Source organism: Clostridium sp. CF012, assembly GCF_018861755.1.
Classification (GTDB): domain Bacteria; phylum Bacillota; class Clostridia; order Clostridiales; family Clostridiaceae; genus Clostridium_AD.
Genome location: NZ_JAHLEF010000008.1, coordinates 1 through 25,853, shown reverse-complemented (window position 1 = coordinate 25,853; position 25,853 = coordinate 1). Strand labels below are relative to the sequence as shown.

The following is a 25,853-nucleotide window of genomic DNA, read 5'->3' as shown; positions in this document are numbered from 1 at the left end:
TCACATTAATATGACTAAAAATAAAATTTACTAAATGCTTAAGCAATCAACCTATATATAGATTATAAACCATAAATTTACACGTTGCTATATAAAAAAATCCACCAGCCAAGGTGGACGTCAACATTTTGTTATCTGATGAGTTATGTTAATTGCTTTCTAAATTTGAAAGTAATTATATTTTTGCATATCAATAGAATTATAACCAGGTATAAAAGGTCTTTCACCATTATCATACCATCTGTCAGTTTCATCACTTTCAACATAAATCATCATATTTCTTATTTGCTTTGCATCAGTATCTAATGCAGCTTCTAATCTTATTTTTTCATTCATACTTTTCCCCCTCAATTTTAAATCCTCTTAAATATCATGAATATATCCTATCAGATGCTATAATTTCACATACTTTAGACGCCGAGACCCTTCTGTGTGCTTTAATTCTGGAGCAATATACTATTCTCGATTTCTTTTGTGATAGCATAAGCACCATACTCTTTATTTCCTATAACTACAATTTGAATATCTTTTTTTGGATATACTGATGATCTAAAACATACACCAGGATCTCCACCCATAGCATGATATTTAAAAATTTCATTCCTTCGGTTATTTATCCATAGACCATATCCATAATACTCATCATTACCAGCTGAAATATAATCTGTCGTAAGTTTTTGTACATAGTCCTTACTTAGTAACTTGCACCCCAAAAGCCCCTTCCAAAATCTAATCATATCAAGTGCTGTTATAAATGCGCCTCCATCAGGGCCTCCGATAATAGGAATAGAATAAATATTTGTTTTCCAAGAATCATCTAATTCATTTTTAATATATCCATATGCAACATTCTTAGGTAACTTATCTAAAGAAAAATACCCTGAATCATACATACCACAGGGAAGAAAAATATTTTTTTCAACATACTCTGTAAAATGCATACCTGTTTGTTGTTCAATAATTAATCCCAATAAGATAAATCCTGCATTGTTGTATTGAAATTTGTCTCCAGGACTAAATTTCATTTTTTGACTAGCAAACATTGAAATAAAATCCTTAGGGGTTTTCATACGGTACATCGGTATATCATTCCATAATGCACTATAATCATTCATTGTATCTTCATCGAAATAATCTGGTATACCTGAACTGTGTGTCAATAAATGATGAATAGAAATATTTTGATCAAATTCAATAAATGAAGTATTTAAAAAATCTCTTAATAAAGTATTAAATGATAATACCCCTTTTTCAACTAATTGACATATTGCTATTGCAGTAAATATCTTACATCCAGAAGCAATACCAAATCTTGTATCCATTGTATTTGCAATTTCTTCACTTATATTTGCAAACCCGTATGCTTTTTGAAAAATTATCTTATCGTTTTGCTGAACTAATACTACTCCCGAAAATGGTTTTACTTTATTTATCTTATCAATCATTTTTTCGAAAAAAACATTGCTAATATCCAATTTATATTCCCCCCTGCCCCTTAAAGTAACTAATATCGTTTTTTCGTTATTATAATAGATTTAAAGAGATATTTTCCTTAATCTTTGCGTTTATAAATCAAAGATATTGGACCATTTTCAAAACCTAGAATTCTATAGAACTCCTCATTGCTGCTACTTCCCCTTAACATGTAGGTAACTTGTTTGCTACTATCTACTATCTTATTTACTAAAACTTTACCAATGCCTTTTCTTCTGTATTTCGAATCCACTACTACATTATTTATTTGTCCATTAAATACATAATCAGTTGTACACCTGGCAAATCCAACCATTATTTCTTCATCCCATGCAGTAACTACTATTTGAGAATTTTTTACCATGGTTTTTAATCTATTAATATCCTCAGTTTTATCATTCCATCCTACCTCATCAAATAAGATTTTTAACTTTTCATAATCAACTTTTTTATCTGTATGATACATAATCATAGTATAACTTACCTCCCTTACTTAATTTTTAAAAACATGGCGTAGTAAATAACAAAGATTGTGCTTCATTAAATTCAATATTATTTGTATTGTACAGGCATACCCTAATTCCTGCCGCATTTCCTCCTAATATCTCACATTCTCTATCCCCAATTACTAATGCTGAAGAATTTTTAGTGTTGAATTTCCTCCATGAGTTAGAATATAGTTTCTTCCACCCAATGTAATAAACTTTCTACATACTTCTAGTGCATATGGAAATGGCATAACTATTTTAGGTTCAATATTATTTTTATAAAGATTAAACTTATCAATGAAATCATCGCCTAATCCATATAACCTTGATACATTATAGTAATAGCCGACCAGTAACTTGACCACACTCGAAGGACCCTTCAATCAAGGCGGACAGCAACATTTTGTGTTTCATAAATATATCTAATTTCATTCAGAGAGTGAATATGCAACAGGCGGAGTAACTTTCTATTTTTTTAGTGTAGCAAGGATTGCCTTTTGCATATGTAATAATCTTTCTTTTGCACTATATCCAATAAAATGGGTTGATTTTATTACTTCATCATCAATCTCATTTCCCCTTGTAAATGGTGGACAAGGGTTTATAAGACAATCAGTATTTGCAATTTTAATAGTATTCATATTAATCTGATACGGTAGAAATTTTTTAAATTGTTCTTGATTTTCTCTCTTCACTGGCCAACCATCTGTTAATATAATATCTGCATTTTTCAATCCTTTTTTAATGTCATTTGTTACACTTATCTCACCTTTAGAATTAATTCTTGCATATTCATATAGTCTTTCATTTACTTCATATCCTTCTGGACATACCTGCGTTAAATTCAAGTTTAACTTTGCAGCTATTTCAAACCATGTATTAGATATATTCGCTCCTTCTCCAACAAAAACAAACTTTAAACTTTTTAAATTACCTCTTTTTTCTCTTATTGTTTGTAGATCACTCAAAATTTCACAAGGATGACTTTGCCCTGACATTGCATTCACAACTGAAAAATTTGCATTTCTCCCTATTTGCTCTATAATATCTTGACGTGGATACCTAATAACTAAAAAATCTATCCAACAGTTTAAATATCCTACTTTATCAACTAAGGGTTCTTTTCCTGCAAATTCAATTTCCATATTAATTGAGTTTGCACCTAATTGGAATATTCCCGTTTCAAATGAGATTCTAGTTCTAAGACTTGTTGCCGGAAATGATGTTATAACTGTCTTATCTTTTAATGGTTTATATTCCTTTCCTTTTTTATGCCATTCCTTAATGTCATCTGCGAAATCCAATAAATTTACGATTTCTCTTGTTGTAAGTTTTTCTATGCTTATTAAATCTTTCATTTTCCATCTCCATTTCTATTTTAAATAATATTTCGCCTAACGTTTCGTGTTGCCACACTCTAAAATACAGTTTACAAATTCTTTTTTGCTTTTTTTAACTTCCATAGTGTATTAACTGCAGTATCCTATCCTATATATTTTTATTTTCCCAGATAACCTGCATTTGATAACCATTTTTGACAATTCTACATCCTGGCAAATAAGTAGTAAATAAATTTTTGAATTTCTGTTCTGATAAATACCTATCTGAAGCTAAATGCTTTAGCCAATCCTTTGAAATATTAAATTTAAATATTCTAAATCCAATCTTTGCACCAAACATTTTACAATTAGGTATAAGTCTTGCAAATGCTTCAATAATACTAAATATCGTTGGTTCTTTTTCAAAGTTAGATATAACATCTACAATTACAATTTTACCGCCAGGGTTAACCATATCCTTAATTTCGGTGAGTAATAATGGAATATTATTTATATGATGAAAAGTTGTCCGACTTGTTATCAAATCAAACTTTTTATATAACCTCAACTCATTAGCATCCATATTTATATATTTGATATTTGGTGATTGTCTTTTACTAGAAGCAATATGTAACATTTCTTCCGATATATCAATACCTATTACTTTATCGTAATATTTTGACAATTTATATGCCAAAATACCTGAACCACAACCTATATCCAATGCGGAACCTTTGTTATCTGACATTTCTAAAACGAAAAATTCACTATTATCAAATAATGATTCCATAAAATCATATTCTTCTGCTACTTTATTAAATTCCATTTTAGTTTTGTTTATCGAAATACTCATCTTTGTTTCCCCTTAATAAATTTATATTTGTTGTTTACTTCTATTAGCGATTTTAAACAGTTCGTCACATACTACAACTACGTCTCAATCAGGTCAAACCAAATAACAACCTTTATAATTCAAAAGTATTCTCTATAATACCTGGTAATACACTATATATTGACTTTCTCATTTCCTCTTCAAAATATAGTTTATTTTGAAATTTGCTTTCCGTTTAGTAATAATATGCTCATGTGTCCCATGCCTTAATGCCACATCAACCATACTTCATCACTACAGTAATCCCATCTTCCAAAACAAGTTCTAGTTCTTATATCTTTGATATCAACTCTGCCGCTCTTCCGGCATTAATTGAATGTTCAATCCAAGGACCAGGTTTTAACTTTGATCCTTCTAGCAATAGCAATCTTGCAGCCTCCATAGTTGGCACACCTTGTTCCAACTAATTTTTCATGCTTGTACCTTATCTTTAATAACATTAATTAACGTATCCTAAGTAACTATCTTTGGAATGGCATATAATAACCGCCTTAGTGCGACCGCACACTTAGACGGGTAAATGTGCCTTTGTGTAGATTCACTACTAACCTATATATAGATTATAAGTCATAAATTTACACATTGCTATAAAAAAATAGTCCACCAACCAAGGAAGACGGAAACATTTTTTTATTTCATTATTTATAACTTAGGATTAGTTTGATGTATAGTAACGTTAGCGTATTCTTCAGCTAACGTTACTAATTCCTAACGCCGAGAAGCTTAGAAGCGACTTCGCTTTGCTTCGCATGTGCAGCTTGGCTATCTTTTCAATAGTTGTAAATTTTCTACTTGAGCCTCTTTGTCATATTTAAAAAATAGTTTTTGCACTGTTTTTTTATTTACACTTATATAATTATGTACCTAACACTTTTATTACCCATATATCACCCCCTTATTTACTTGAATCTTAAAACTGGTCTTATTCCAACTACTGCCTCCAATGTTGCTATAAGATTCCCATCATTCTCTCTTTTATCGTTATTTACAAATTCCTCTATAGCTTGTCTTTAAGCATCAAGAAAAATTAAGGATCTTATTTCTTGCATTTCCATTTTTAATGCTAACTCTTCATTATGCTTATTTAGTAGTATTTTAAGCTCATCTTCATTAATTAATAATTCCAATATGTAAATAGCTGATATAAAGTTACTTAGACCCCCACTTTTTAAATAGCAAGGCTTCAAGCTTTTCATAATTCTTTTATTTTCAACCTCGATACCTATCTCTTCAAAAATTTCTTTTTTAATATTATGCTTTAAATCTAAAATGGATCCTTTAATATCACTCTTATCTATCCCTCCGCCAACATAATGAAGCTTAAAAGGAAATGCTGTTCCCTCATTCATTTCACCAATAGCAAATTTATTATCATTAGTTTTGATCAAAACGGAGGTATGAATAACTGTTGTGCAATATAAAGAAAGATACGAACTAAATTAAATAAGAAACCAACGGTAACACAAAATAAATACCATTACTATTTAAATTATTGAGTAAAACCTTTTTCCTGCATTTTTTCTTTATTACTAAATAGTGCCATTCCCGTCTTCATTTTTTTAAAATTTAACTTTTCATAAAAAATTTCTTTGCCAGGTGATGCATATAATATAATACTACATTGTGGAATACATTTTAAAATACCATTAACAATTGACCTACCTACATTATTACCTTGATATTCAGGTAATACAGCTACATCATAAATTGCAGCCTGGTAGGTTCCGTCTGAAATTGCACGACCAAATCCAATTAGCTTATCATCATCAAAAGCAAATATAACCGTATGACTATTTTCGAAGGCTTTCTTATGCATTTCTCCTTCAAAATATGCCATTCCAACTTTTTTCAATATTTCAGATACATAATCCCAATCAATATTTAAACAATTACATTGAATTTTTAGCTTCATTTCTTCTCCTCCTTGAATTATTAATATACAATTAATATCGTAAAGAAAGTATAAATGATTACGCTGCGTAAGGTGCAAGCAAAATCTGAACAATTTATAGGTTCGTATAAAAGCACAACTACTTTTCAAGCATGTCAAAGCTTACTCCAGTTATCCTTAGATTTATTGCGTACTATAAGAATGTTATGTCTCAACTATAGCAATAGAGATTAGATTTATTTTACCTATAAAATCTATACTTGATATACTACTTCAAAATCTTCAAAAATCACTGGCATATCATCCCTAAATTCATACCCAAGTTCATTTCCTTCTTCCTTAAAAAAATGAATATGTCCCGCACGCCAAGATTCCAAGGTATCATCCTCGCCCTCACGCTTACAAATATCATAAGTAATATCTGAAAATGGAATAATTGTTACTGCAATTGTTTCAATAATACATTGTGGTACACCTTCCCAATCAGTGACAATACTTAAATCACCAACCTCTGGTGCACGCTCACCTTCAATTTCATACCCCCATAAACTACTTGCCGTAGCCTTCTTTTGCCCAATTAACACCAAACGCAATAATTCATTGGCACATTTTTCAGTTAATTCAAAATGAAATACCTCTAAATACTTTGTTGTTTCATATCTGCTCGTTTCTCTCAAAAATGATTTCCAAAATATATCAATTTTTTCTTGTGAATATTTTTCAATTTCCATTACCGCAACCTCCCTCGAGTTTTATGCTAGATATTTCGTATTATATAAGTAACAATAAGTTTGCTTGTACTTATCAAAAACTTTATCATTCAATCTCACATCTTTTAATAAATAAACAAGCCAATACTTGCTTTTCCTTACATTCTTGAGCCTTAGCGCGACCGTGCTTACTTGAATATATTTCATACTACATAATTATTGTGGTGCAGTATATGAAAATTGCGAATTAATAATATTAGATATTATCCATTTTTTTCAATTAATTAACCATATTATTCCACAACATAAAAGATTGGTTAATACCTTCTGAGAAACTACCTAAGTTAACAACTTCTAATAATTTTTCGCTACATTCTTGGGGTTTAATATTAAAATTTTCAATGAAATCAAGTGTTCTTTTTCGGCTTGGGAAATAGGTTCTATTAATAGCAAACAGTGCTTGAAGGAAATGGTCAATTGCAATATCTATTGCAAAGTGATAAAAAAGTACATCCTTTCTGATTACAGCACGTTCTAAATCTTCTGTATCTTCGAGTTCATCCAAATGATATTGTATAAGTAATTTTGCCAATTTATCAGGATACTCGGATAATCTTTTTTTCAATTCATATAAAAAATCATTTTTGTCGTATAAAACATTTATATTATTTAACATGGCACATCGACCTATAGGATAATAATAATTATCCAATTTGTCTGGATATTCACCATTGAGTATAGATTCTACATCAATTAAAGTTTCACTTACTGTAAAATACATTAACCAAGTTTCAATACCATTTATAAGTATAAAATCTCCTATCCCCCAATGTCCTTCTTTAAAGACATTGATTTTACCTTCCTGTATCTGGTCACCTAAATGATTTATTATGGCTTGCCTCTTCTCAAATTCAGGTATCATATCACAATATATAAAAACATCAATATCACTCTCTCCTGCCTTGGGAAGCGGAGTTTTACTACCACTTATGCCGATTGATTGTACATCCCTCATTGTTGAAATACTATTCATTAATGTATCTATGATCTTCTCTGTATCATGAACCATGTTATCTCCACCTTTTAGAAGAAATTTAATTTGCGATAAATTACAACTACATCTTAATAAAAGCATGTCCAATAACTTTTGAAAACCTATATAATCAATTTTAAAATTGTATTGTTTTTAAAGTATCAATAATAAATAAATCATTGAAATACAGATTTATGTTCCATAAATCTAATACTTGTAATGTCATTTCTGTTTCTCAAAAATAAAAGATTTAGCACCGTTATCTCATATGGTTTCTCTTTTAAATACAAATCCACACTTTTTAGTGTAAAAATGGTGGTTTCTCTTTGAATAATCTGGGGTTTCAACAGTCCATTTTTTTGCATCTATATATTTTTCTTCTATATCTTTCCACACTATAATTCCTAAATGATTTTTTCTGTAATGTGGATCGATAAATAGCATTTCTAAAGCGTATTCATTAGCCTGTTTAATTGCAACAGTATAAGCACCAATAATATTATTCTGATAAACTATTTTATAGCTTTGAAAACCTTCATGTTCATTGAGCAATTTAAGTAAACTACCGTCATTGTATCCACCAGGACCGTCTTCTTCGAAATCAGTGTGCATAGATGTATCTTCGTTAAATGCAGAAGTCATTATATTTGTTAGTATTTCATAATCAGCTGAGCTTATCTTTAAATATACCATTTTGTTATTCATTCTAAAAACCTTCCTTCTTATAGATTATATAAATAGCCTTCATAGGAGCTGATTTAAACATTATAATCCTCAATTTCAGAAACACCTTAATGTGCCTTGGCGGTAGTTAAACGCTAACCTATATATAGATTATAAACCATAAATTTACACATTGCTATAAAAAAGAGTCCACCAGTCAAGGCGGACTGCAACATTTTATTATACGCAGTTTTAGGCACTACACTTTGAGCAATACCTGCTCCAGTTATCATTTCTTAGCTTCATACTTCATAATAATTGTGGTGCGTCAGAAGAATATTCTAACATAAATGTAAATTGATATATTGTTCATAATCTTCGCAAACCATTAACTCTTATATCATCAAGCTCTTCTGCGGTTAATGTTTCTGCATCATATAATCTTAAGTATTCCTTGGAGATACCGCTATCAAAAATAAGTATATCATCAGAATTGAGAGTTACATCGACTCCACAACGATAAAGATCTCTAATAGGATGTGTTTTTAATTCTTGAACTCTGCCCAGTTTGACATTACTTGTAGGTGTAATATTTAACCGAATATGATTATCTATTAAAAACTGAATCACCTCTTCTGAACTGAACGCAGCAATTCCGTGCTGCACTTCATCCAATCCCAACAGTTCAACTCCCTTTTTCACATCATCAGCAGTTCCCCACTCTCCAATATGGGCTTTAAGCTTCAATCCCTCATTTTTAGCTTTCTTATAAATCGGGATAAATTTTTCAATTGGTTGTGCTAATTCATCACCATATAAATCAATCGAATAAAAAATATTGTGTCCCCAGAAAGGGTCTAAACACTTTAATAGATAATTTGCGTCACAATGTCTTGATAATCCTATTTGTAACCGCAATTTCAACTTCTGGTGCTATCCTTTGGTTAGCCTCTTGAAATACACGAATTAACTCTTCTATGCTATTATCAAAAAATTCTCCTAACCCCCAAACGTCTTCTCCAATCTCAAGAATTTTAATTCCATCTTCTTTCGCTTGAACGAAAGTTGCATCAATTAGCAGTTTTCGCATTTCTTTGGTATTAAATCTTTCGCCAATATACATGTTATTCCAATCATTCATATCTTTCATACTAGCTAAAATTCCTTTTAAAAAAGGAATTTCTATTCCAGTTTGAAGTTGAATATAATCTCTACTACCACCTAATACAAAATGATTGTGCAAATCTGATTTTGGAATCGTTCTTAATTTATGTATGTCATGTTTCTTTAATGCTTCAATGAACTTATCAGAATAGAAGTCTTTCATTTTCTTTCCTCCAATAGGGACTAATATTAATAATCTTTCTTCGCTTTTAAATACAATTACTTTTCTAGCATTGTCTATAATGCAATATCCTGGCCTACCTTTAAATTATTAATATATAGCTTTGTGCCAAGATACTCAAATTCCTGAGGGCTAGTTTCATCCAGCTTGATAACAAATTCCTTTGGCTTTTCTTCAGTAATTTTTGTACTTAGCCGGCTTAGCTTTATTGGGGTATCCTTAGCATTTTCAAAATACATAGAATCAAATATCATTTCATTATCTCCATAGCCTATAGTTGAATATGGGTTCCAGTCTCCATTGCCAAAGTTATAGGGCTTATATTCTTTACCCTTTGATATTATTCTCATATCCTCAAGCCCTGATATTTCTTCATTTCGATTATACCCACTGCTGTGATTAAAATAAAGTGTTGTAAGTGTAGGCGCTATGGTTATTCTATTAAAAAAAATTACATAGTCATCAACCTTTATACTTGCTTTAATATTGTAGCTTTTACCAGAATATTTCTTAATGGGAATCTCAAAATTCCAGCTTCCTTGGATTACTTCCTTAATATCACCTGTGTTTGTCTCAATCTTTACAAAAGCAAGGTTTATTGTTTTTTTGTCAGTATCAATAGGATATAAGTTCAGCGTACCTTTACCCCTCCAGTGTTAAAAACAGAGTTATACATTTTTATAGTTGTATCTTTTATTTGTCCTCCCCATCTTTCCCTTATATCTATTCCTTCATCATATTTCACTCTATACTCTTTTCCACTCTTTAAATCTTCAATTTTAAATGATATTAAGGTTTGAATATCATCTGCAGCTACATCTGTTATAGTAATTTTAATATCCTTGTCTATCTTAGATATATTAAGTCTGTCACCCATTCCCTTTTCTACTATATTGTTAATCCGTGATTCAAGGCTTATTCGTTTTATTAGTTTCATAATCGGCTCTCTTGCTGCAAATACGGTAACTACCGACATGGTTAAAATCGCTGCAGCAATCAAAAGTACTCTTAAAGGTCTTCTTTTTATTTTTTCTCAATGTGTCCTATCTTGATGCTCTTAACTATCATGGAGACATCTATTTCACCTTTCACTATCCCACTTCCTTTCTACAACAATAAGATTCAGAACCTATATAAAAAGTTTCAGCGATTTAAAATTTATTTTACTGTTAATAATATTTACGTCTCAACTAGGTCAAATCAGACTGAATCTCTTACCATATAATTTTCAAAATAAGAAAGTAGCGAATAAATTTTCTCTACTTCTTTGCTAATGTTAATAGGGAATATGCGAAAGATTCAACTAAATAATCACAGAAATTTCCTCATAATAACTGCTGGCAAAATTTTTCCTGTCCAATTTAATTCTATATCCTCAATTATTATAAAACCATTTTCAACCCAGAAATTAAGTACGGTATCATCATATTTAATAACTACATCTACTCTCATACATTTACTTTTTACTGATTTAACATATTCCTCTAAAGCTCGATAGATTAATTTTCCAAACCCTTTATTTTTATAATCATTGTGTATCATTAATAATGATACATAAGTTTCCTCACCTATTTTGAAATCTACTATCCCGATTATTTTATCTGAACTTTTTTCAACTACCTTACAAGAATAAAAATTGGCTTTTTTCATGGATTCTAACTCTTCAAGTATCCATTCATATTTAACATTGTCAATATCCATATGATTTATTAAAAAATACTTATTTGAATTATATACTTCAACAATATCCTTTAAATCTTTATTTTGAACTAAATCTATATAAAAACCTTTTGATTGAAAAATCATTTTAATTCCTCCATACTTTAATTGAGCATGACTTGCGCATAATTATATAATTGTTACCTATTCTTTGTATCACTAAATGCGTAAAAATAAACTTCCATGGGCCTAAAACTTCAGATAACGTTTCTTGTTGCCGTTGTGACTTAATATTGTTCTTGTTTTGTCCAAAACATTGTATATTCCAGATGTCCAGAATCTTCATTGGGCTTTTCTGTTTTAACTACAAAACCACAATGTTTATAAACGTTAACTGCACTTATGTTTTCTGTATAAACTCCCAATTCTAAACTTGAATATAAAGATTTACAGTATTCCAGTAGTTTTCGGCCTATGCCTTGCCCTTGATAACCTCGTAAAACAAATAATGCACCAATAAATGAATTGTTCATAATGCTTATAAATGCCTTAATTATATTATGTTCTTTGTAAATAAAAGTTGTAGAATTGGGCATGTATTCATCTTTAACAACGTTATAATTATCAATCCAATATTTTTCTGGTATGAAACTGTGAGCAGTAATATTAGTCTTTACCCATATCTCCATAACTTCTTCTATTTCAAAATTTTCTAACTGTTTAATCATATTCTTTCTCCTTTTCGGTTTCCATAAATTATTTATGGAAGTCAGATTGCTGCATTAAGTTACCACTTTTGTTATAAAAATAATCTCCACAATATCTTTCTATTTTTAACATGCAAATTATGCACCTCAATATTAAGAGTACTAATATTATTAATGTTAATTCTTGTATATATATTTCAAGAACGCTGTGCAATAAGTGAGGCTAAACCTTAATTTATATGGTAAATATTAATTTAAAACCGTTATTATTTCTTCCGGTATTTCCGTGAATAATGAAAATAGCTCAACGTCAATGCTACCATTAAAGTCTTTTTCTACTGGTTTAATCATGCGCACTCTACTTTTAAACCCATTACTACCAAGTTCTCTATCTGATTTAAAAAGCATCGTGGATACTGAAGAAGTTTTAGGCGCTGGTACTTCATCCAAATATTCTTTGCAATAAAAATCAAGCTGCACACCATCTTGGGTTTCATATTCAAGCATTGCTAAGTTCATTCCTTCCGGGCAAGTTTTCTCTAGACCAATCAGATATTGTTCTTTCACCTCCATAATCTGTTCTTTGGGCAAAACTTGCATCAATTGATCTTCAAGATTACGATTTACTTCTTCCCAAATATCATAATGATTCATTTTATCAATATAAAAAATGCGGTTTTTCTTTTCAATGGAGTCATAGAAATAAAGTTTTTCACCTTTTTCAACTTCACCAAATTCGAGGGTTATTGGTTGATTTATTAGCACTTGCTTAAAGTCTTTACTAACTTTTAAAGTAATATCTAATTTCTTTGACAAATCTATTGCAGGAAATTCTTCACTTTCCTTTTGCTCATAAGTTACTATAATTATATTAGCCAAATCAACTTCATTCCAATTTGTTGTATCCATTCCTTTTTCGATGAAATGCTGCAGTTGCATATACCCTTCACAAGCTCTATCAGACATAGACCTTTCACTTGAAGAAGAAAATATCATCTTTTGTTTTTGAATCATTATTTCAGATATATGAATATGAGGAGAACTCATTCTTTTGCTAATATTATTAATCATCTCATTTCGATTTGATGTGTACTCTGTTTTTTCTTCTGAATCTATCCCTTCATCAAGATGGCACGGCAATTGATACATTGCCCATAATACATTCTTGTGTTCTTCCATAGTTATAGAAATTAAGTGGAGATCAATTTCCCTAATCTTAACTATTTTATTTATGAAAATTTCTTTCTTAGGTAAAAACATATTTTGCATTAAATCTCTTAGTAGCATATTTTATCTCCTTCATCAAATATAAATAAATTCTATTTCACATTTTCAAAGTACTGTGAGAAATCTTACCTGGAATTGCAACTAACGTTCCGCACTCCCGCAACCTGCAAGCCTTAGAAAACTCTTTTCTTAGGCTTGCAGGTTGGCTGTGGCTTGTTTCATTATACTTAATTTTGTCTTCAAGCCATATTTTAACACATAAACTTATAAAAATTACACTACCCGCCACAGCGAATGGGAGTGCATTGTTAGCAGAAGTGCCAGATATAAAACCTCTTATTAAATATTGTTTTAAAATTAACAATTACATATAAATTTAATTGCTAGATTTAATTTATATGATAAATCTTCTGGAATTGCATGTCCTATTCCTTGATTTATAAAGAATTTATGTGTAAATCCACTTTTTTCAAACGTATTTACCATTTCTTCTTGTTCTGGCAATGGCATTATTAGCTCCCCTTCCATGAATACCCCTTTTACACCTCTTTTAGCAGCTAACTTAACATTCTCTTTAGTAAATGATTATGTTAATCCTGGACCCAGAGCAATAAAACCCTTTATAGGTATTGCATTAGACATGGTAACATCAATAGATGCAATAGCACCACCAGAAAATCCCCCAATTAGTATACAATTATTATCTATTGAGTACTGCTGTGATACTAAGTTATAAATTTCCTTAATTTCATTTCTTGAAATAGAGAGGTTAACGTAATGATTGTTGTATACTATAAGAATGTTGTGATATAGTTTATAAAAATTGTATACTAATTCATATAATTATAATCATTTAGACAAATTATTTATCAAATAGAATATTCTCAAGTCTATTCTTTAAATCATCTGTAATTTCTGTTAAAGGCAATCTTACTTCAGCAGAATTAATAAGGCCCAACCTATTTAGACAGTATTTAATTGGAGCAGGATTAGGCTCTTCAAATAACATCGGGATAAATTTAGATAGGGGTTTCCATTTTTCAAGTGCTAATTGATGATTGTTATTTTTCACAGCATTATAAACGTCAATAAATTCTTCTGTATTTAGATGTGAAGAAGCCAGAATTCCTCCATCACCACCAAGTGTTAAAGTGGTATAAAATAATACATCTTCTCCTGTTAAAATCGAAAAATTTTTAGGTGGATTTAGAATTAGGCTTGCTGTTTGTTTTATATCCCCACAAGAATCTTTAAGAGCAACTATGGTTTTCAATTCTGCTAACTTGTAAATAGTGTCATTTTCAATATTTCTACCAGTTCTATAAGGTATATTATATATAATAATATTTAAATCAGTTGATTCTGAAATTTTTAAAAAATGTTCATATATACCTCTTTGGTCGGGTCTATTATAATATGGGCACACAGATAATATACCATCAATATTATACTTTTCTACTAATTTTAATTGATTAATAACCTTACTTGTGCTATTACCACCAATTCCTATAAATACTGGAAGACGGTTGTTATTATACTCCATGGTTTTTGATATTATTTCTTCGTACTCATAATCAGAAATAGTTGGACTTTCCCCCGTAGTACCCAATGGAATAATTCCACTGATGTCTTTACTTGAATAGTAGTCAATCATTCTTTTGAAAGAATTAAAATCAACTTTGTCATTTATGAAAGGTGTTATAAGTGGAACATAAACGCCTTGAATTTTCATACTATACCCCCTATCGATTAAATATTAAATAATGTGGCCATGTCTGCTAACGTTTCTGAACCTTAGCGCGATCGCTTGGTAAAGGAATGCGCCTTGGCGGTAGTTAAACGATAACCTATATATAGATTATAAACCATAAATTTACACATTACTATAAAAAAAGAGTCCACCAGACAAGGCGGACGGCAACATTTTGTTATAGGTCATTTTAGGCACTACACTTTGAGCAATATCTACTCCAGCTATCCTTAAATATGATTCATACTACAGAATAATCATGGTGAAATATATGCAATATGCGAATTAATATTAGCACTGATTTGAAGCTACTAATTCTATTTTTTTATCTCATAAAAATCTTTATTTGGGTTAATGGTTACTTTCGTATTCGCTAATATTTCCCGCCCCTCACAATCTATGACTTCTAATCGTATATCAAAAGGACTTTTTATATCTACAACTTTATCATTTTCAATGGCACTCCATAATACAGTTTCACCTTGATTTTTTACTTCTTTACCCAAATGAGTAAAATCGCTAATAAATTCCCCTTCATCAGTAATCCAATGATACTCTAATTTAGTGTATTTTTTCTTAGATTTAAAATTAGGTGTCATTTTAATGCCTCCACTTCCATAAGACATCATAGGAGAATATGAATTTCTGACGGTAGTTATAGTAACTATAGCATTAGTTTTTTTATAGACAACAAACAACATTATCATAATTAAAGTAAATCCTACTATGAAAAATAATTTTTTCACATTATCCCTCCCCCATATAAAATATACAAAATCATTATATGCGTGTTAGATTATAACTGAGTTCCCCCCCATACTTTCTTCTCAATATTCATTTCGTTCTATAAATACTCCTTTATAAAAAAATTTCCCTAGTGCGACCGCACTTGGGGTGGGAATGTGATTGGCGTTGGTTTATGATTCTCTTAATTTGATAGATACACTTTCATAAATAACTTGGTCTTATTCAAATTACTCTTGGCCAAAGCTAACGGCAACCTTTTGTTATATGATGTTCGAACATTTCAGTAAAAAGTCTAGTACAATTCCATTAAACATCTCAGGTTTATCTAAGTTAGGTAAATGCCCAGTATCGTTTATAATAACTTCTTGTGCCATAGTTATACATGATTCCAATTGATTTACAACTTCTAAGATAGGTTCTGATTCTTCTGAACCAACAATCAGTAGTGTATTTTTAGTTATATCAGAGAGTCTTTCTGCTGCAGGTGGGGAGGCTATTATTTCCATGTCTTTTATAGCCCATTCTAATGATGTATCTGTAAACATATTCTTTAAACGTTCATGAGCATTTAAATTACTTTGCCTCCACATTGGATCGTTGAGCATGAACTCAACCGATTTATCAAAATTTATATCTCTCTTTGCTATAGACATTCCCGCCAAAGATCTTTGCCTAGTGGGCTCGTCGATAGTGTAATTAAAGCCATTTAATGAGGGGCCACTTAAGATTAAACATTCCACCGAGTCTGGATATTGAAGAGTGAAATCAATAGCAATGCCTCCACCCATAGATACCCCAACCAAATGTGCCTTATCAATCCCAAGATAATTCAGCAGCTCTTTTAGGTCTTCTGAATGCGAAAATGGGTGGCTTGGTCTGTTAGACTTGCCAAAGCCCCTTATATCATACCGAATAACTTTAAAATACCTTCCAAATAGTTCAAATTGGTCATCCCATAGCCTTAAATCCGTATATCCACTGTGAAGTAAGACAATGGCTTCTCCTTCTCCTGTTGCCTCATAGTATAGTTGTGTTTCATTGACTCCTGCAAACCCATTTGTTTGCATCAATACCATCTCCTCTCTTAAGATAAAGTTAATATTTATTTTATCTTTAAAACCTATTCCTAGAGCTTGAATTTCATATAACGTTTTGTGTTCAATACACCGAGAAGCTTAGTGCGACCGCACTTAGCTTCTCGGCGTGCTTTGCAATCTTCTCATGCAAAGCGAACTTGAACATTTTGTTAGCAGATGGAATATTTGTACCCTCGCTTTTTCAATAGTTTTAACTTCCTCAACTCTGTACTATTGGAATAAATGAATAATGCGATCCTATCTAACTCTTAATATAAACATTAGGTAGGATTAAATTGGTATCTTCTTGAGAGAAAATTTAATTTTATAATTTAAAAGTATTTTCAATAACGCCTGGTAATATGCTGTATACAGATTTTCCTATTTTTTCCTCAAAATAATTTTTTAGTTCGATGAATGCTTTCCATTTTGGAACATTATATTCGTTCACTCCATATCGCAGGGCAACATCAATCAGTCTTTTTTCTATCAGTGTAAAACCATCAGGTAATGCTAAAGCATCACATAATTGTATTAATTTATCGTATTCAGTATATTTCAGTTTATTAAAAAAAGCCTCAACAAACTTATAATCTTCATGGCTACAGCTTTTATTTACAACTTCTTCAATATCATTAATGCTTTTAGATGGGCAAGAATGGGTTATGCAAATTTTTGCTAAAAAATCATATCCTAGTTTTTTAGAATAGTTATAGCCACCTAACAGGTGTCCAATAGTTGTTACACCCTTTGGCAGTCCATTTCTCCTCCCAATATCATGGAGCATCCCTAATACGTATGCCACATCTGGGTTCAGCTCTTCATAATTTTCAGATATTAGCTTAGCTGCTTGAGCAGTCCAAAGTGAATGTTGTACCCATGGTCCCGGAAATAAATCTTCTGCTTCCTTCAATAATAATCTGGCTTCATCTATGGTGGGCACTCCTTGTTCATAACATTTTTTCATATATGTACATCTCCCTTTAGTCAAATTTGTAACGTAATTTTCTAAATGTGAAATAGATGCCCTTAATTAGCACTCACTCCAATAGGATTGTCTCATTTAAAATACTATATCAATCACACATTCTTCTCGCGTAGCAGTTTTTTGTTTAAAATCGACGAAGTACTTATAGTCATGAGCAAATACGAGTGAATCTGTTAAGGTGATTTTCAAAATACAAGTGTTTGTATCTTCTTCATATACATGTTTATGATAAAATGTACAGAATATCTTCTTTAATTCTTCTTTTAGTTCTCTGTTTTGTTCTTCTAGCGGATTCCCTATATTTTCCCCTATACCATGAGCTATAAACAGATTGTGATTTAATGCAACATTTGGGTTTTTCATAATTTCTTTCATTTTGTTACTTGAGCTTTATATAGATTTATACTTTATTTAATCCCTTATATACCTTTGCATTTCCTAATAATATAACCTTACAACCATCTGCTATAATTGCACTTTGAGCCTCTGTAGTATATACGTTTTTTCCAGTTTCATTTATATTTTTTTTAATACTTGCATTTTGCACTTCTGTATTTTTATAATGAACCTCAACAGCAAAATCCTTAATACAATTCAATCCTATTTCGTATCTAAACTTTCGATAAGCCTTATCCGGTGAGATATAATAACTATAGCACTGCATCATTGCACCAGCGCTCCACCCCATGATAATAGCCTGATGATGTTCAATTGTATTAATTAAATCAAATTCTGCTAATCTACTCATTATCTTATCCGGAAAACCACCGGTAAAAAAGATAATATCACTAGTATCGATTTTATCTTTTGAGCTATCTTTATCATCTTCAAAATAATTAACCCACCTTATATTGTCTTCCCTTATCCCATACGCTAGAAATGGCAGTACAATATTGCTATAATATCCACCGTTTAATTTATTATAAGACTTCCCCATTCCTCAGCGTTTTTTATCCAATCTTCATGAAAAGAAAAAGGAACAATAGTGATTTTGCAGTCCGCCTTAATTATGTTTTTTAATGTATCATATGCCCACGCTTTATCAAAGTCTAACCCATCTAATAAAATATTCATATTTCTTTCCTTCAAACGTTTTTAAAACATAATTTTGACCTATACTAATAGCAAATTTGAAAGTTCCCATACTCCTTTTGATGTGTTTCCTGTGGATTATATTCACTACTTCCAACTATATTAAAATCATGTAAAAGTATGTTAATAGGAGCCTACAAGTCCATCAATTCTACTCAATTTTTTGAAATAATTGAAAGTAACAATCCCTATTGCAAGCCATGCTAGAGAAATTGCAGCTAATGCTAAATAATCTGTCATAGGAATTACCTGTCCTATAAGAGCCTTTCTAATAAGGTCATTTCCATTAGTTAATGGGATTAAATTAATAATTGAAAACTTATTTGAAACAACCATTAATGTATTTGAAGAAAACAATAATAATGTTTGAATGATATACATTGTTCTACCTATGTTCTTAAACTTCAGTGTGAGTCCACCAAAAATTAATCCCATACCATACATTCCTGCAATAGTAATTAATAAAATAATAATAGCTTTAAGATTTATGGATACGCCTACATGGAAGATTAAAACAGATATCGTAAGTATTATAGCTAATTCTATAAGTTCCATTAACATACAAAAAATAAGTTTTCCTATCATTAAAACATATAATGGAATTATTGAGGTTAGCTTTTGTTCCAGGGTTCCTCTTGTAGCTTCGGCGTCTATATTAGAACTAACTAAATTTATTGCCAGTATAGAAAAACTCCATAATATATATCCTATTAATAGTAAGGATTTAGAATCTTTAGGTGATGCATAATAATCACCTAGACTAGTTCCAGTATTCATATACAATAAAACTATATACAATCCTCCCATAAATATGATGTCACTTATAAACTTCATTTTGTAAGACCATTCACTTTCTAAAGAAATTTTTATTTCAGCACATAATGCATCTAAATACTTCATTTTAAGTTCTCCCCTCTGAGTTGAATATTGCGATTAAGATGAAACAATTTTCAAATATTTATTCTCAATTAAACTATTTGAGATATTATCGTTAACTAAAATATCTTGCACTTTTCCCTTATTTAAAATTACAATTCTATCAACGGCTTTTCTAATGAAATCCACATCGTGTGAAGCTATTAGTACAGTAGTATTATCTTGTTTTTTTATAATATTTAATAATCTTAATAGCATTTCTTTAGCCTCAATATCTAATCCATTAGAGGGTTCATCTAGTACTAGTATCTTAGGCGTAAGTAATATGTTTGCAAGTATTGATACCTTTTGCTTTTGACCTAAAGATAATGTATTGACCCTTCTATTTAAAAGATCATTAATATCGAATAGTTCATTATATTTTTTTATATCAGCATCAATTTGTTTTTTACTAATTCCCTTTAAGGCCCCAAAATAATAAAAGTTGCTCTTTACACTTATCCTCCAGTAAAGATTTCTAGCTCCTTCTAAACATAGGGCTATATCCTTTAAATAATTATTATTTTTTATATTAATTTTTTCATCATTAATATAAATTTCTCCATTGTCTGGAATCACTAAGCCAGCTAAGCATTTTATTAATGTAGTTTTACCAGCACCATTAGGACCTAATAAACAAATAATTTCACAATCATTAACATCAAAAGTAAATGAATCAAGGGCTACTATATTTGAACCTTTATATTTTTTTGTAAGATTTTTAAAATTAATCATATATACCTCCTCATTTTGGGATATTAATTATTAACATAATGATTTTAGGGGTAGTAAACGCAAGGAGCAAGTAATTTCACATAACATGACTTGGAGATAGTTAAGTGATAACCTATATATAGATTATATACCATAAATTTACACATTGCTATATAAAAAGAGCCCACCAGTCAAGGCGGACGCCAAACCATTAATATTTCGTGTACCTTTTAGCATATTTTCGCTTCTCTTAATTTCATCATTAAATCTTCAGTTATTCCTTCTCTGTACAAGCTAGGTATAATACCAATTTCTATGTATCCAATACTTTCATACAACATTTTGGCACCTATATTAAAATCTGCAAATACTAAAAATAGTTTTGTATAGTCTATAAAGCAAATGTCCTCAAGGAACTCTAATAGTTTTTTCCCTATTCCAAGTTTGCGATTTTCTTTCTTGACTGCGATAATGTGAAGATATGGAAATGAATGAAATGCCCCCTCTAAAATAAACCATATGAAACCCTTACAATTGTGATTAATATCTAGGGCAACGTATATCTCTTCCTTATTAAATCCAGCTAAAATGAAGTTGGTCGCCCCACTTGTTCCGAGGTGACCACGGACGATACCCAGTAAAACCTCTAGTAATGTCCTATAACAGGCTTATCCTTTGTCTTGTGTTTACGGCTAGGTTCATACTCCTGCCAATATACTCTTTTCTCATTAAACCGTGTTCTCGCTTCTTTTTCCTCTGCAGAATATCCAACATATACAATACCGAGTGGAGTAACATATTCAGGCATATTTAGTATTTTTTTTAATGACTTTATATTACTTTCAAGAGGGTATATACCTATCCAAACTGAACCAAGCCCAACACTTGTTGCCGCAATCAAAATATTTTCTATCGACGCACTGCAATCTTGAACCCACATTTCTTGAGATGGGCCTTTAAAAGATAATTTCATATTCCCACACACAACAATAGCAACAGGTGCATTGTATCTCGCGAAAATCAATTTATCTTTCAGTTCAGGAAGTTTTTCAGCTTCATCAATAACTATAAACTCCCACGGTTGACAATTTGCTGCCGTTGGTGCTGCTGTAGCAGCCTTCAACAAAGTTATAATCGTATCTTTTTCAACTTGCTTATCTAAATAGTTTCTTATACTTCTTCTTTTATAAATCGCTTCGATTGTGTCCACTTTAAAACCCCTTTCGTACTTAAAATAAACAATATTCTTCTTCAAAACCCTTTCCTCTCAATCCACGTGGGGCGCGTGATCTCATTGATAGCAATTTCACTTAACCTTAATCCATGTACATAAATACCAATAAGATTGTTCTGTAAAATATTATGATAACTGATCACAATATCGCCTAATATTTCCTTTGCAATTAACATTAGGTTATACCCCTTTTTTTTATTTCATACTCAATTTCCGCTAATGCCAGAAATACTTTGATAGACCATGTAAATATGAATTTAGAATTTCAAAATTTATTTCTTTAATAATAGGTATTTCAACAGGCGGATATCCGCAAGTTGCACATTCTTGAAAAACAAGAAGCCTAACCTTATTTTGAGATGCTCTAGTAATAGCCCTAATTATTGCTTCATGGTTGTCCGAAATGTTGTCACTACCTTTGAACTGAAAAACTCCAACTCTCATTTATTCTCCTCCTTTTTTATACAAATGCACATTAGTTTAAATCTTCTAGAAATGAATCTTAATGATTTTCCATCTCTATGATTTTAATAGTATTGAATTCAGGGATTTCCACTAATGTTTCGTGTTTCCGACGTTGCTGAGCCTTTCCAGACATGGCTTGGCGGCTGTTTTAATATTTTCTGAATTTGAAAGATATACTTCAGTACAACATCTATCATGTTGAGTACTCTACGAGCCAAGGCGAATGGCAACATTTTATTATGCGATATTTTATGCATTACACTCCTAATAAGCGGTGAATCTCAACTAATTCATTTCACTATATACGAAAATTATGGCCTAAATTAAAACTCTTTATATAAGTATTTTATGTCTGAGATAACAATCCATCTAATGGAATTCCAAAATTCTTTAGAACCAGGATTATTAATGTTAATAAATAAGAATCCTGTAATAATACCAATTTTTTTTAATTCTTCCAAAGAACGTTGCTCCATCCTTTTGCCAATCCCTTTATTTCTATATTCATTATAAACTGCTGCATGATAAATAGAACCTCTTCTACCATCATGTCCACACATTAAAGCACCAACTATTTCCCTAGCTTTTGTACAAGCTACGGAACTGAATTTAGGATTTATATCTAAGTACCTTATTAGAATTTCTTTAGTATCAAAGTTTGTTGAAAATCCTGCATTAAAAGATATTATCCATAATTTAAGGGCTTCCTCTAAATTGGCTCTACCCCTTATAGCGTTCTTTTAACCTTTGAAGAAGCATAGATATATTTGGTTCATAAGCTTTCAGAGTAGTATTAACTTCTTTCCATAAAAAAACTCCATGACTTATATTTATTCTATATCAATCATGGAAGTTTACATAAACTTTGAAACAGACTCACTTGAAAGTCTATAATAATCTCCAACTCCGCATTTGGCTTTATACTTTTATATTTATATAAATAACTTTGATTCACTCAATTTTCTACTATTGAATCGATCCCATCAACTCAAAGAAATATTTTGCATCTTGAGTTTTATAAAGATTGTACCAAGAATCTAATGTTTGTGGTGAAAACACCTCTAGAATTTTCAATATGTGCAAAGTAAATTCAAGAGGAGCTATTCCAGAGGCAGTAATCAAACTTCTATCAGTTACTGCGTATTCTTGCTTATAATATTTTTCTCCTGCATAGCTTGGACAGACCATTTTAAGATATCCCAGGTCATTGCTTGTATGAGCTCGCTTATTCAATACTCCTTCCATAGCAAGTCCTATTGTAGCACCACAAATTGCCCCTACAACAATACCTTTCTCTAAACATTCTTCAGCCATTCTTATAATAGGAGCATGAATTGCTTCTGTCCATGTATTCCCACCAGGTAGAATCAAAGCAACTGTCTCTTCAATAATACACTCCTTAAGTTCAATTTCTGGCAATATTTCTAAACCTCCCATTGTAGTAATAGGGTTCTTGTTAATTCCTACAGTTACTATTTCTAGAGGCATTAATCCCTTTTTGTAGTACCTTCCCGAATTGATTTCAGTACTTAAATAACCTATTTCCCAGTCTGCCATTGTATCAAATACATAAAGATATACTTTGTTTTTCATTTGCTATTCCTCCACTTTCATTTTATTAGTACTATTTATCACAGGATGGTTTCAAGCTCCATCTTAATCAATTATATATTATCTTTACTGACAAATTCAGTCAGTGGAGATAATAGTCCAGCAAATCTTTAAGAATTGATGCCATAGCAGCTTTAAAACTATTTGGTTCAAGCACCTTTATTGCTTTACCATATGGAAGTAGAATATGAGGAACATAGGTATGGATTGAGTATTCATCCATTAAAAAAATCGTTCTGCATTCAGTTCGTTTTATCAGATGATATCCTAAAAACCAATGTGCACTTAGGTCATTCAATGCTTCTGACTTGCCCTCAATTACTAAAGTGCAAAGTCCTACTTTACTTTCTATATTCGATAATAAGCTTTCTGTAAAAAACTCACGTGCCGAAAAAGCTTCAGGACGCTTAAACGTATTTTTAGTGCTTATAATATTTATTATTCTATCTACCCTAAAGTTACGAATTTCATTCCTAAGATGGCAAAATGCAATAGCGTACCATTTATTGTTCCAGTAAAGCATCCCATAGGGGTCAACAACCCTATGCTTGGGATGCCCTTCATAACCTGTACAGTATTCAATTTCCATAGAGCATTCATTTGCAACAGCTTGCTCGAGTTCCATTAATATAGGTTTGACAGCTGGATCGCAAATACGGCTCACTACCTCAAATCCAACTAAATGACGATTGAGAACTTTTTCTTGTTCTTGATTCGAAAACATCTTTAACTTTGATGTTGCATTATTTAGTGATTCCATAAAAGGATATCCTGATTCCATTGCAAAAACAGCAGCATGCAAAAGTGATTTTTTCTCTTCAAGATCAAAAAACAGGGGTGCTCGGATAAAATTGTTAAGCAAACTATATCCGCCGTTATGACCAGGCTCCGATATTATTGGCACTCCACTAACACACAGTGCATCCATATAACGATAAACTGATCGTATGTTTATTTCTAACCTTTCGGATATTTGCTTTGCAGTTATTTTTGTACCTGAATTCAGCATCCATAAAATTGCTAGCATATTATCATTTTTTGGCATAATGCACCCCCTAATCTGGTTAACAATTAAATTTTATTGTTTAGGAATATAATATCATTAAATATTGTTTTTAAAAACTTATAACATTTCTTATTATTAAATCAACTGTGACGCATTTTTCTACAGTTGGGACACAAATTACTTGTGACGCATAATAAAAAGAAAGCCTAATAAAACTCACACTACACTTATATTTCTCAGACTTTAATCTGCAAATAACTCATGGACATTGCCATCAGGGTCGGCAAAAAATGCAGTTCTTTGTCCCCATGGCATATCTGAGGGTTCTTTAATTGGAACAGCACCCTTCTTGATGATTTCAGAATATGTACTATCTACTTCTGTTTTAGATGACAAAGGGAATGCTAATTCGAATCTTTGACCTGTTGGAATATCTTGAAATTGTTGATAATTAGTAAAATTAAACATTACTTTTCTTGAACAGATTGCAAATCGAACACCTTCATTCTCAAGTTCAAAATACTCGCCTGATTGGATACTTATGTTAAAGCCAAGAACTTTATTATAGAATTTTAGCATACTTTCTACATCATTAGTCAGAATTGTAATAAGTGAAATTTTTCCTTTCATTTCAGCTACCTCCTAATTTTTTTATTATATTATATAGACTCTTTTAAAAAAGACTATTTGAGACAATAATCTACCATGTCGTCACTTAAGAATATGACGAAACATTATTTTCTTATATAACTATCTATATACTTAATTTTATCTCCACACTATTTACCAAGAACTATCAAATCACAAAGTGTTTCAAATCCGTTTTTTTCATAGAATTTCTGCGATGG

The 25,853-nt window shown here is 30.9% G+C and carries 39 protein-coding genes; all 39 read right to left on the bottom strand.

Going from position 1 to position 25,853, the window contains the following annotated elements; all coding sequences use genetic code 11:
- Nucleotides 1-159: 159 nt before the first annotated feature.
- The 39 genes from KPL50_RS09575 to KPL50_RS09390 all read right to left on the bottom strand — a co-directional run bounded on the left by KPL50_RS09575 (nt 160) and on the right by KPL50_RS09390 (nt 25,635).
- A complete protein-coding gene (locus tag KPL50_RS09575; protein WP_216298240.1) occupies nt 160-336 on the bottom strand; it encodes a hypothetical protein in 177 nt (58 codons plus the stop codon).
- 101 nt (nt 337-437) lie between these two features.
- Nucleotides 438-1,475: a serine hydrolase gene (locus tag KPL50_RS09570; protein ID WP_253200546.1), complete on the bottom strand. Its 1,038-nt coding sequence runs from the start codon at nt 1,473-1,475 to the stop codon at nt 438-440.
- Nucleotides 1,476-1,552: 77 nt separating this feature from the next.
- Nucleotides 1,553-1,945, bottom strand: coding sequence for a GNAT family N-acetyltransferase (locus tag KPL50_RS09565; RefSeq protein WP_216298239.1), 393 nt, complete (start codon nt 1,943-1,945; stop codon nt 1,553-1,555).
- Between the two features lie 28 nt (nt 1,946-1,973).
- A complete protein-coding gene (locus KPL50_RS27860; protein ID WP_375372913.1) occupies nt 1,974-2,099 on the bottom strand; it encodes a hypothetical protein in 126 nt (41 codons plus the stop codon).
- Nucleotides 2,100-2,101: 2 nt separating this feature from the next.
- A complete protein-coding gene (locus KPL50_RS09555) occupies nt 2,102-2,326 on the bottom strand; it encodes a hypothetical protein (protein ID WP_216298238.1) in 225 nt (74 codons plus the stop codon).
- A gap of 102 nt (nt 2,327-2,428) precedes the next feature.
- Entirely contained in the window at nt 2,429-3,319 is an 891-nt protein-coding gene (locus tag KPL50_RS09550; protein ID WP_216298237.1) for an ornithine carbamoyltransferase, read from the bottom strand.
- Nucleotides 3,320-3,449: 130 nt separating this feature from the next.
- Nucleotides 3,450-4,133 (bottom strand): class I SAM-dependent methyltransferase, encoded by a 684-nt coding sequence (locus KPL50_RS09545; protein ID WP_253200545.1) that lies wholly within the window; start codon nt 4,131-4,133, stop codon nt 3,450-3,452.
- Between the two features lie 1,049 nt (nt 4,134-5,182).
- Nucleotides 5,183-5,560: a hypothetical protein gene (locus KPL50_RS09540; protein WP_216298236.1), complete on the bottom strand. Its 378-nt coding sequence runs from the start codon at nt 5,558-5,560 to the stop codon at nt 5,183-5,185.
- A 101-nt stretch (nt 5,561-5,661) separates the two neighbouring features.
- Nucleotides 5,662-6,084 carry a GNAT family N-acetyltransferase gene (locus KPL50_RS09535; protein ID WP_216298235.1) on the bottom strand — a complete coding sequence of 141 codons (423 nt, stop codon included), beginning with the start codon at nt 6,082-6,084 and terminating at the stop codon, nt 5,662-5,664.
- A gap of 233 nt (nt 6,085-6,317) precedes the next feature.
- Nucleotides 6,318-6,794: an ASCH domain-containing protein gene (locus tag KPL50_RS09530; RefSeq protein ID WP_216298234.1), complete on the bottom strand. Its 477-nt coding sequence runs from the start codon at nt 6,792-6,794 to the stop codon at nt 6,318-6,320.
- Nucleotides 6,795-7,053: 259 nt separating this feature from the next.
- Nucleotides 7,054-7,842, bottom strand: a complete 789-nt coding sequence (locus KPL50_RS09525) for a DUF4037 domain-containing protein (protein WP_216298233.1) — start codon at nt 7,840-7,842, stop codon at nt 7,054-7,056.
- Nucleotides 7,843-8,070: 228 nt separating this feature from the next.
- The gene (locus KPL50_RS09520) at nt 8,071-8,511 is read right to left on the bottom strand and encodes a GNAT family N-acetyltransferase (protein WP_216298232.1); all 441 of its coding nucleotides are present in this window, start codon (nt 8,509-8,511) and stop codon (nt 8,071-8,073) included.
- 113 nt (nt 8,512-8,624) lie between these two features.
- A complete protein-coding gene (locus tag KPL50_RS09515) occupies nt 8,625-8,762 on the bottom strand; it encodes a hypothetical protein (RefSeq protein WP_216298231.1) in 138 nt (45 codons plus the stop codon).
- Between the two features lie 76 nt (nt 8,763-8,838).
- Entirely contained in the window at nt 8,839-9,393 is a 555-nt protein-coding gene (locus KPL50_RS27715) for a hypothetical protein (protein ID WP_309245158.1), read from the bottom strand.
- Nucleotides 9,353-9,796 carry a hypothetical protein gene (locus KPL50_RS27710; RefSeq protein WP_309245157.1) on the bottom strand — a complete coding sequence of 148 codons (444 nt, stop codon included), beginning with the start codon at nt 9,794-9,796 and terminating at the stop codon, nt 9,353-9,355. The genes KPL50_RS27715 and KPL50_RS27710 overlap by 41 nt, the downstream gene beginning before the upstream one ends.
- A 74-nt stretch (nt 9,797-9,870) precedes the next feature.
- Nucleotides 9,871-10,164 carry a hypothetical protein gene (locus KPL50_RS09505; RefSeq protein ID WP_216298230.1) on the bottom strand — a complete coding sequence of 98 codons (294 nt, stop codon included), beginning with the start codon at nt 10,162-10,164 and terminating at the stop codon, nt 9,871-9,873.
- A gap of 281 nt (nt 10,165-10,445) precedes the next feature.
- On the bottom strand, nt 10,446-10,841 hold the full coding sequence (locus KPL50_RS09500; RefSeq protein WP_309245164.1) for a DUF4179 domain-containing protein: 396 nt from the start codon (nt 10,839-10,841) through the stop codon (nt 10,446-10,448).
- 284 nt (nt 10,842-11,125) lie between these two features.
- A complete protein-coding gene (locus KPL50_RS09495) occupies nt 11,126-11,620 on the bottom strand; it encodes a GNAT family N-acetyltransferase (RefSeq protein WP_216298228.1) in 495 nt (164 codons plus the stop codon).
- 140 nt (nt 11,621-11,760) lie between these two features.
- Nucleotides 11,761-12,201, bottom strand: a complete 441-nt coding sequence (locus KPL50_RS09490) for an N-acetyltransferase (RefSeq protein ID WP_216298227.1) — start codon at nt 12,199-12,201, stop codon at nt 11,761-11,763.
- A 228-nt stretch (nt 12,202-12,429) separates the two neighbouring features.
- Nucleotides 12,430-13,467: a hypothetical protein gene (locus KPL50_RS09485; protein WP_216298226.1), complete on the bottom strand. Its 1,038-nt coding sequence runs from the start codon at nt 13,465-13,467 to the stop codon at nt 12,430-12,432.
- A gap of 37 nt (nt 13,468-13,504) precedes the next feature.
- Entirely contained in the window at nt 13,505-13,771 is a 267-nt protein-coding gene (locus KPL50_RS09480) for a hypothetical protein (protein WP_216298225.1), read from the bottom strand.
- Nucleotides 13,765-13,917 (bottom strand): hypothetical protein, encoded by a 153-nt coding sequence (locus KPL50_RS09475; protein WP_216298224.1) that lies wholly within the window; start codon nt 13,915-13,917, stop codon nt 13,765-13,767. Before KPL50_RS09475 ends, KPL50_RS09480 begins: the two co-directional genes overlap by 7 nt.
- 75 nt (nt 13,918-13,992) lie before the next feature.
- A complete protein-coding gene (locus KPL50_RS27855) occupies nt 13,993-14,100 on the bottom strand; it encodes a hypothetical protein (protein WP_375372912.1) in 108 nt (35 codons plus the stop codon).
- 169 nt (nt 14,101-14,269) lie between these two features.
- Entirely contained in the window at nt 14,270-15,139 is an 870-nt protein-coding gene (dapA, locus tag KPL50_RS09465; RefSeq protein WP_216298223.1) for a 4-hydroxy-tetrahydrodipicolinate synthase, read from the bottom strand.
- Between the two features lie 335 nt (nt 15,140-15,474).
- A complete protein-coding gene (locus tag KPL50_RS09460; protein WP_216298222.1) occupies nt 15,475-15,903 on the bottom strand; it encodes a hypothetical protein in 429 nt (142 codons plus the stop codon).
- 261 nt (nt 15,904-16,164) lie between these two features.
- Complete coding sequence (locus KPL50_RS09455) at nt 16,165-16,971, bottom strand: alpha/beta fold hydrolase (protein WP_216298221.1); 807 nt, start codon at nt 16,969-16,971, stop codon at nt 16,165-16,167.
- A 334-nt stretch (nt 16,972-17,305) separates the two neighbouring features.
- Nucleotides 17,306-17,947 (bottom strand): HD domain-containing protein, encoded by a 642-nt coding sequence (locus tag KPL50_RS09450; RefSeq protein ID WP_216298220.1) that lies wholly within the window; start codon nt 17,945-17,947, stop codon nt 17,306-17,308.
- Between the two features lie 96 nt (nt 17,948-18,043).
- The gene (locus KPL50_RS09445; protein ID WP_216298219.1) at nt 18,044-18,343 is read right to left on the bottom strand and encodes a hypothetical protein; all 300 of its coding nucleotides are present in this window, start codon (nt 18,341-18,343) and stop codon (nt 18,044-18,046) included.
- A gap of 25 nt (nt 18,344-18,368) precedes the next feature.
- A complete protein-coding gene (locus tag KPL50_RS09440; RefSeq protein ID WP_216298218.1) occupies nt 18,369-18,905 on the bottom strand; it encodes a Type 1 glutamine amidotransferase-like domain-containing protein in 537 nt (178 codons plus the stop codon).
- Nucleotides 18,881-19,042 (bottom strand): hypothetical protein, encoded by a 162-nt coding sequence (locus tag KPL50_RS09435; protein WP_216298217.1) that lies wholly within the window; start codon nt 19,040-19,042, stop codon nt 18,881-18,883. Before KPL50_RS09435 ends, KPL50_RS09440 begins: the two co-directional genes overlap by 25 nt.
- 141 nt (nt 19,043-19,183) lie before the next feature.
- Nucleotides 19,184-19,960 carry an ABC transporter permease gene (locus KPL50_RS09430; RefSeq protein WP_216298216.1) on the bottom strand — a complete coding sequence of 259 codons (777 nt, stop codon included), beginning with the start codon at nt 19,958-19,960 and terminating at the stop codon, nt 19,184-19,186.
- Nucleotides 19,961-19,993: 33 nt separating this feature from the next.
- A complete protein-coding gene (locus KPL50_RS09425) occupies nt 19,994-20,710 on the bottom strand; it encodes an ABC transporter ATP-binding protein (protein ID WP_216298215.1) in 717 nt (238 codons plus the stop codon).
- Nucleotides 20,711-20,919: 209 nt separating this feature from the next.
- Nucleotides 20,920-21,252 carry a GNAT family N-acetyltransferase gene (locus KPL50_RS09420; RefSeq protein ID WP_309245163.1) on the bottom strand — a complete coding sequence of 111 codons (333 nt, stop codon included), beginning with the start codon at nt 21,250-21,252 and terminating at the stop codon, nt 20,920-20,922.
- 83 nt (nt 21,253-21,335) lie between these two features.
- Complete coding sequence (locus KPL50_RS09415) at nt 21,336-21,899, bottom strand: nitroreductase family protein (RefSeq protein WP_216298214.1); 564 nt, start codon at nt 21,897-21,899, stop codon at nt 21,336-21,338.
- Between the two features lie 240 nt (nt 21,900-22,139).
- The gene (locus KPL50_RS09410; protein ID WP_216298213.1) at nt 22,140-22,367 is read right to left on the bottom strand and encodes a hypothetical protein; all 228 of its coding nucleotides are present in this window, start codon (nt 22,365-22,367) and stop codon (nt 22,140-22,142) included.
- Between the two features lie 344 nt (nt 22,368-22,711).
- A complete protein-coding gene (locus KPL50_RS09405; protein ID WP_375372911.1) occupies nt 22,712-23,023 on the bottom strand; it encodes a GNAT family N-acetyltransferase in 312 nt (103 codons plus the stop codon).
- Between the two features lie 331 nt (nt 23,024-23,354).
- Complete coding sequence (locus KPL50_RS09400; RefSeq protein WP_216298212.1) at nt 23,355-23,981, bottom strand: type 1 glutamine amidotransferase family protein; 627 nt, start codon at nt 23,979-23,981, stop codon at nt 23,355-23,357.
- 100 nt (nt 23,982-24,081) lie between these two features.
- Nucleotides 24,082-25,044, bottom strand: coding sequence for a YafY family protein (locus tag KPL50_RS09395; RefSeq protein WP_216298211.1), 963 nt, complete (start codon nt 25,042-25,044; stop codon nt 24,082-24,084).
- 204 nt (nt 25,045-25,248) lie between these two features.
- Nucleotides 25,249-25,635 carry a VOC family protein gene (locus KPL50_RS09390; protein ID WP_216298210.1) on the bottom strand — a complete coding sequence of 129 codons (387 nt, stop codon included), beginning with the start codon at nt 25,633-25,635 and terminating at the stop codon, nt 25,249-25,251.
- Nucleotides 25,636-25,853: the final 218 nt, after the last annotated feature.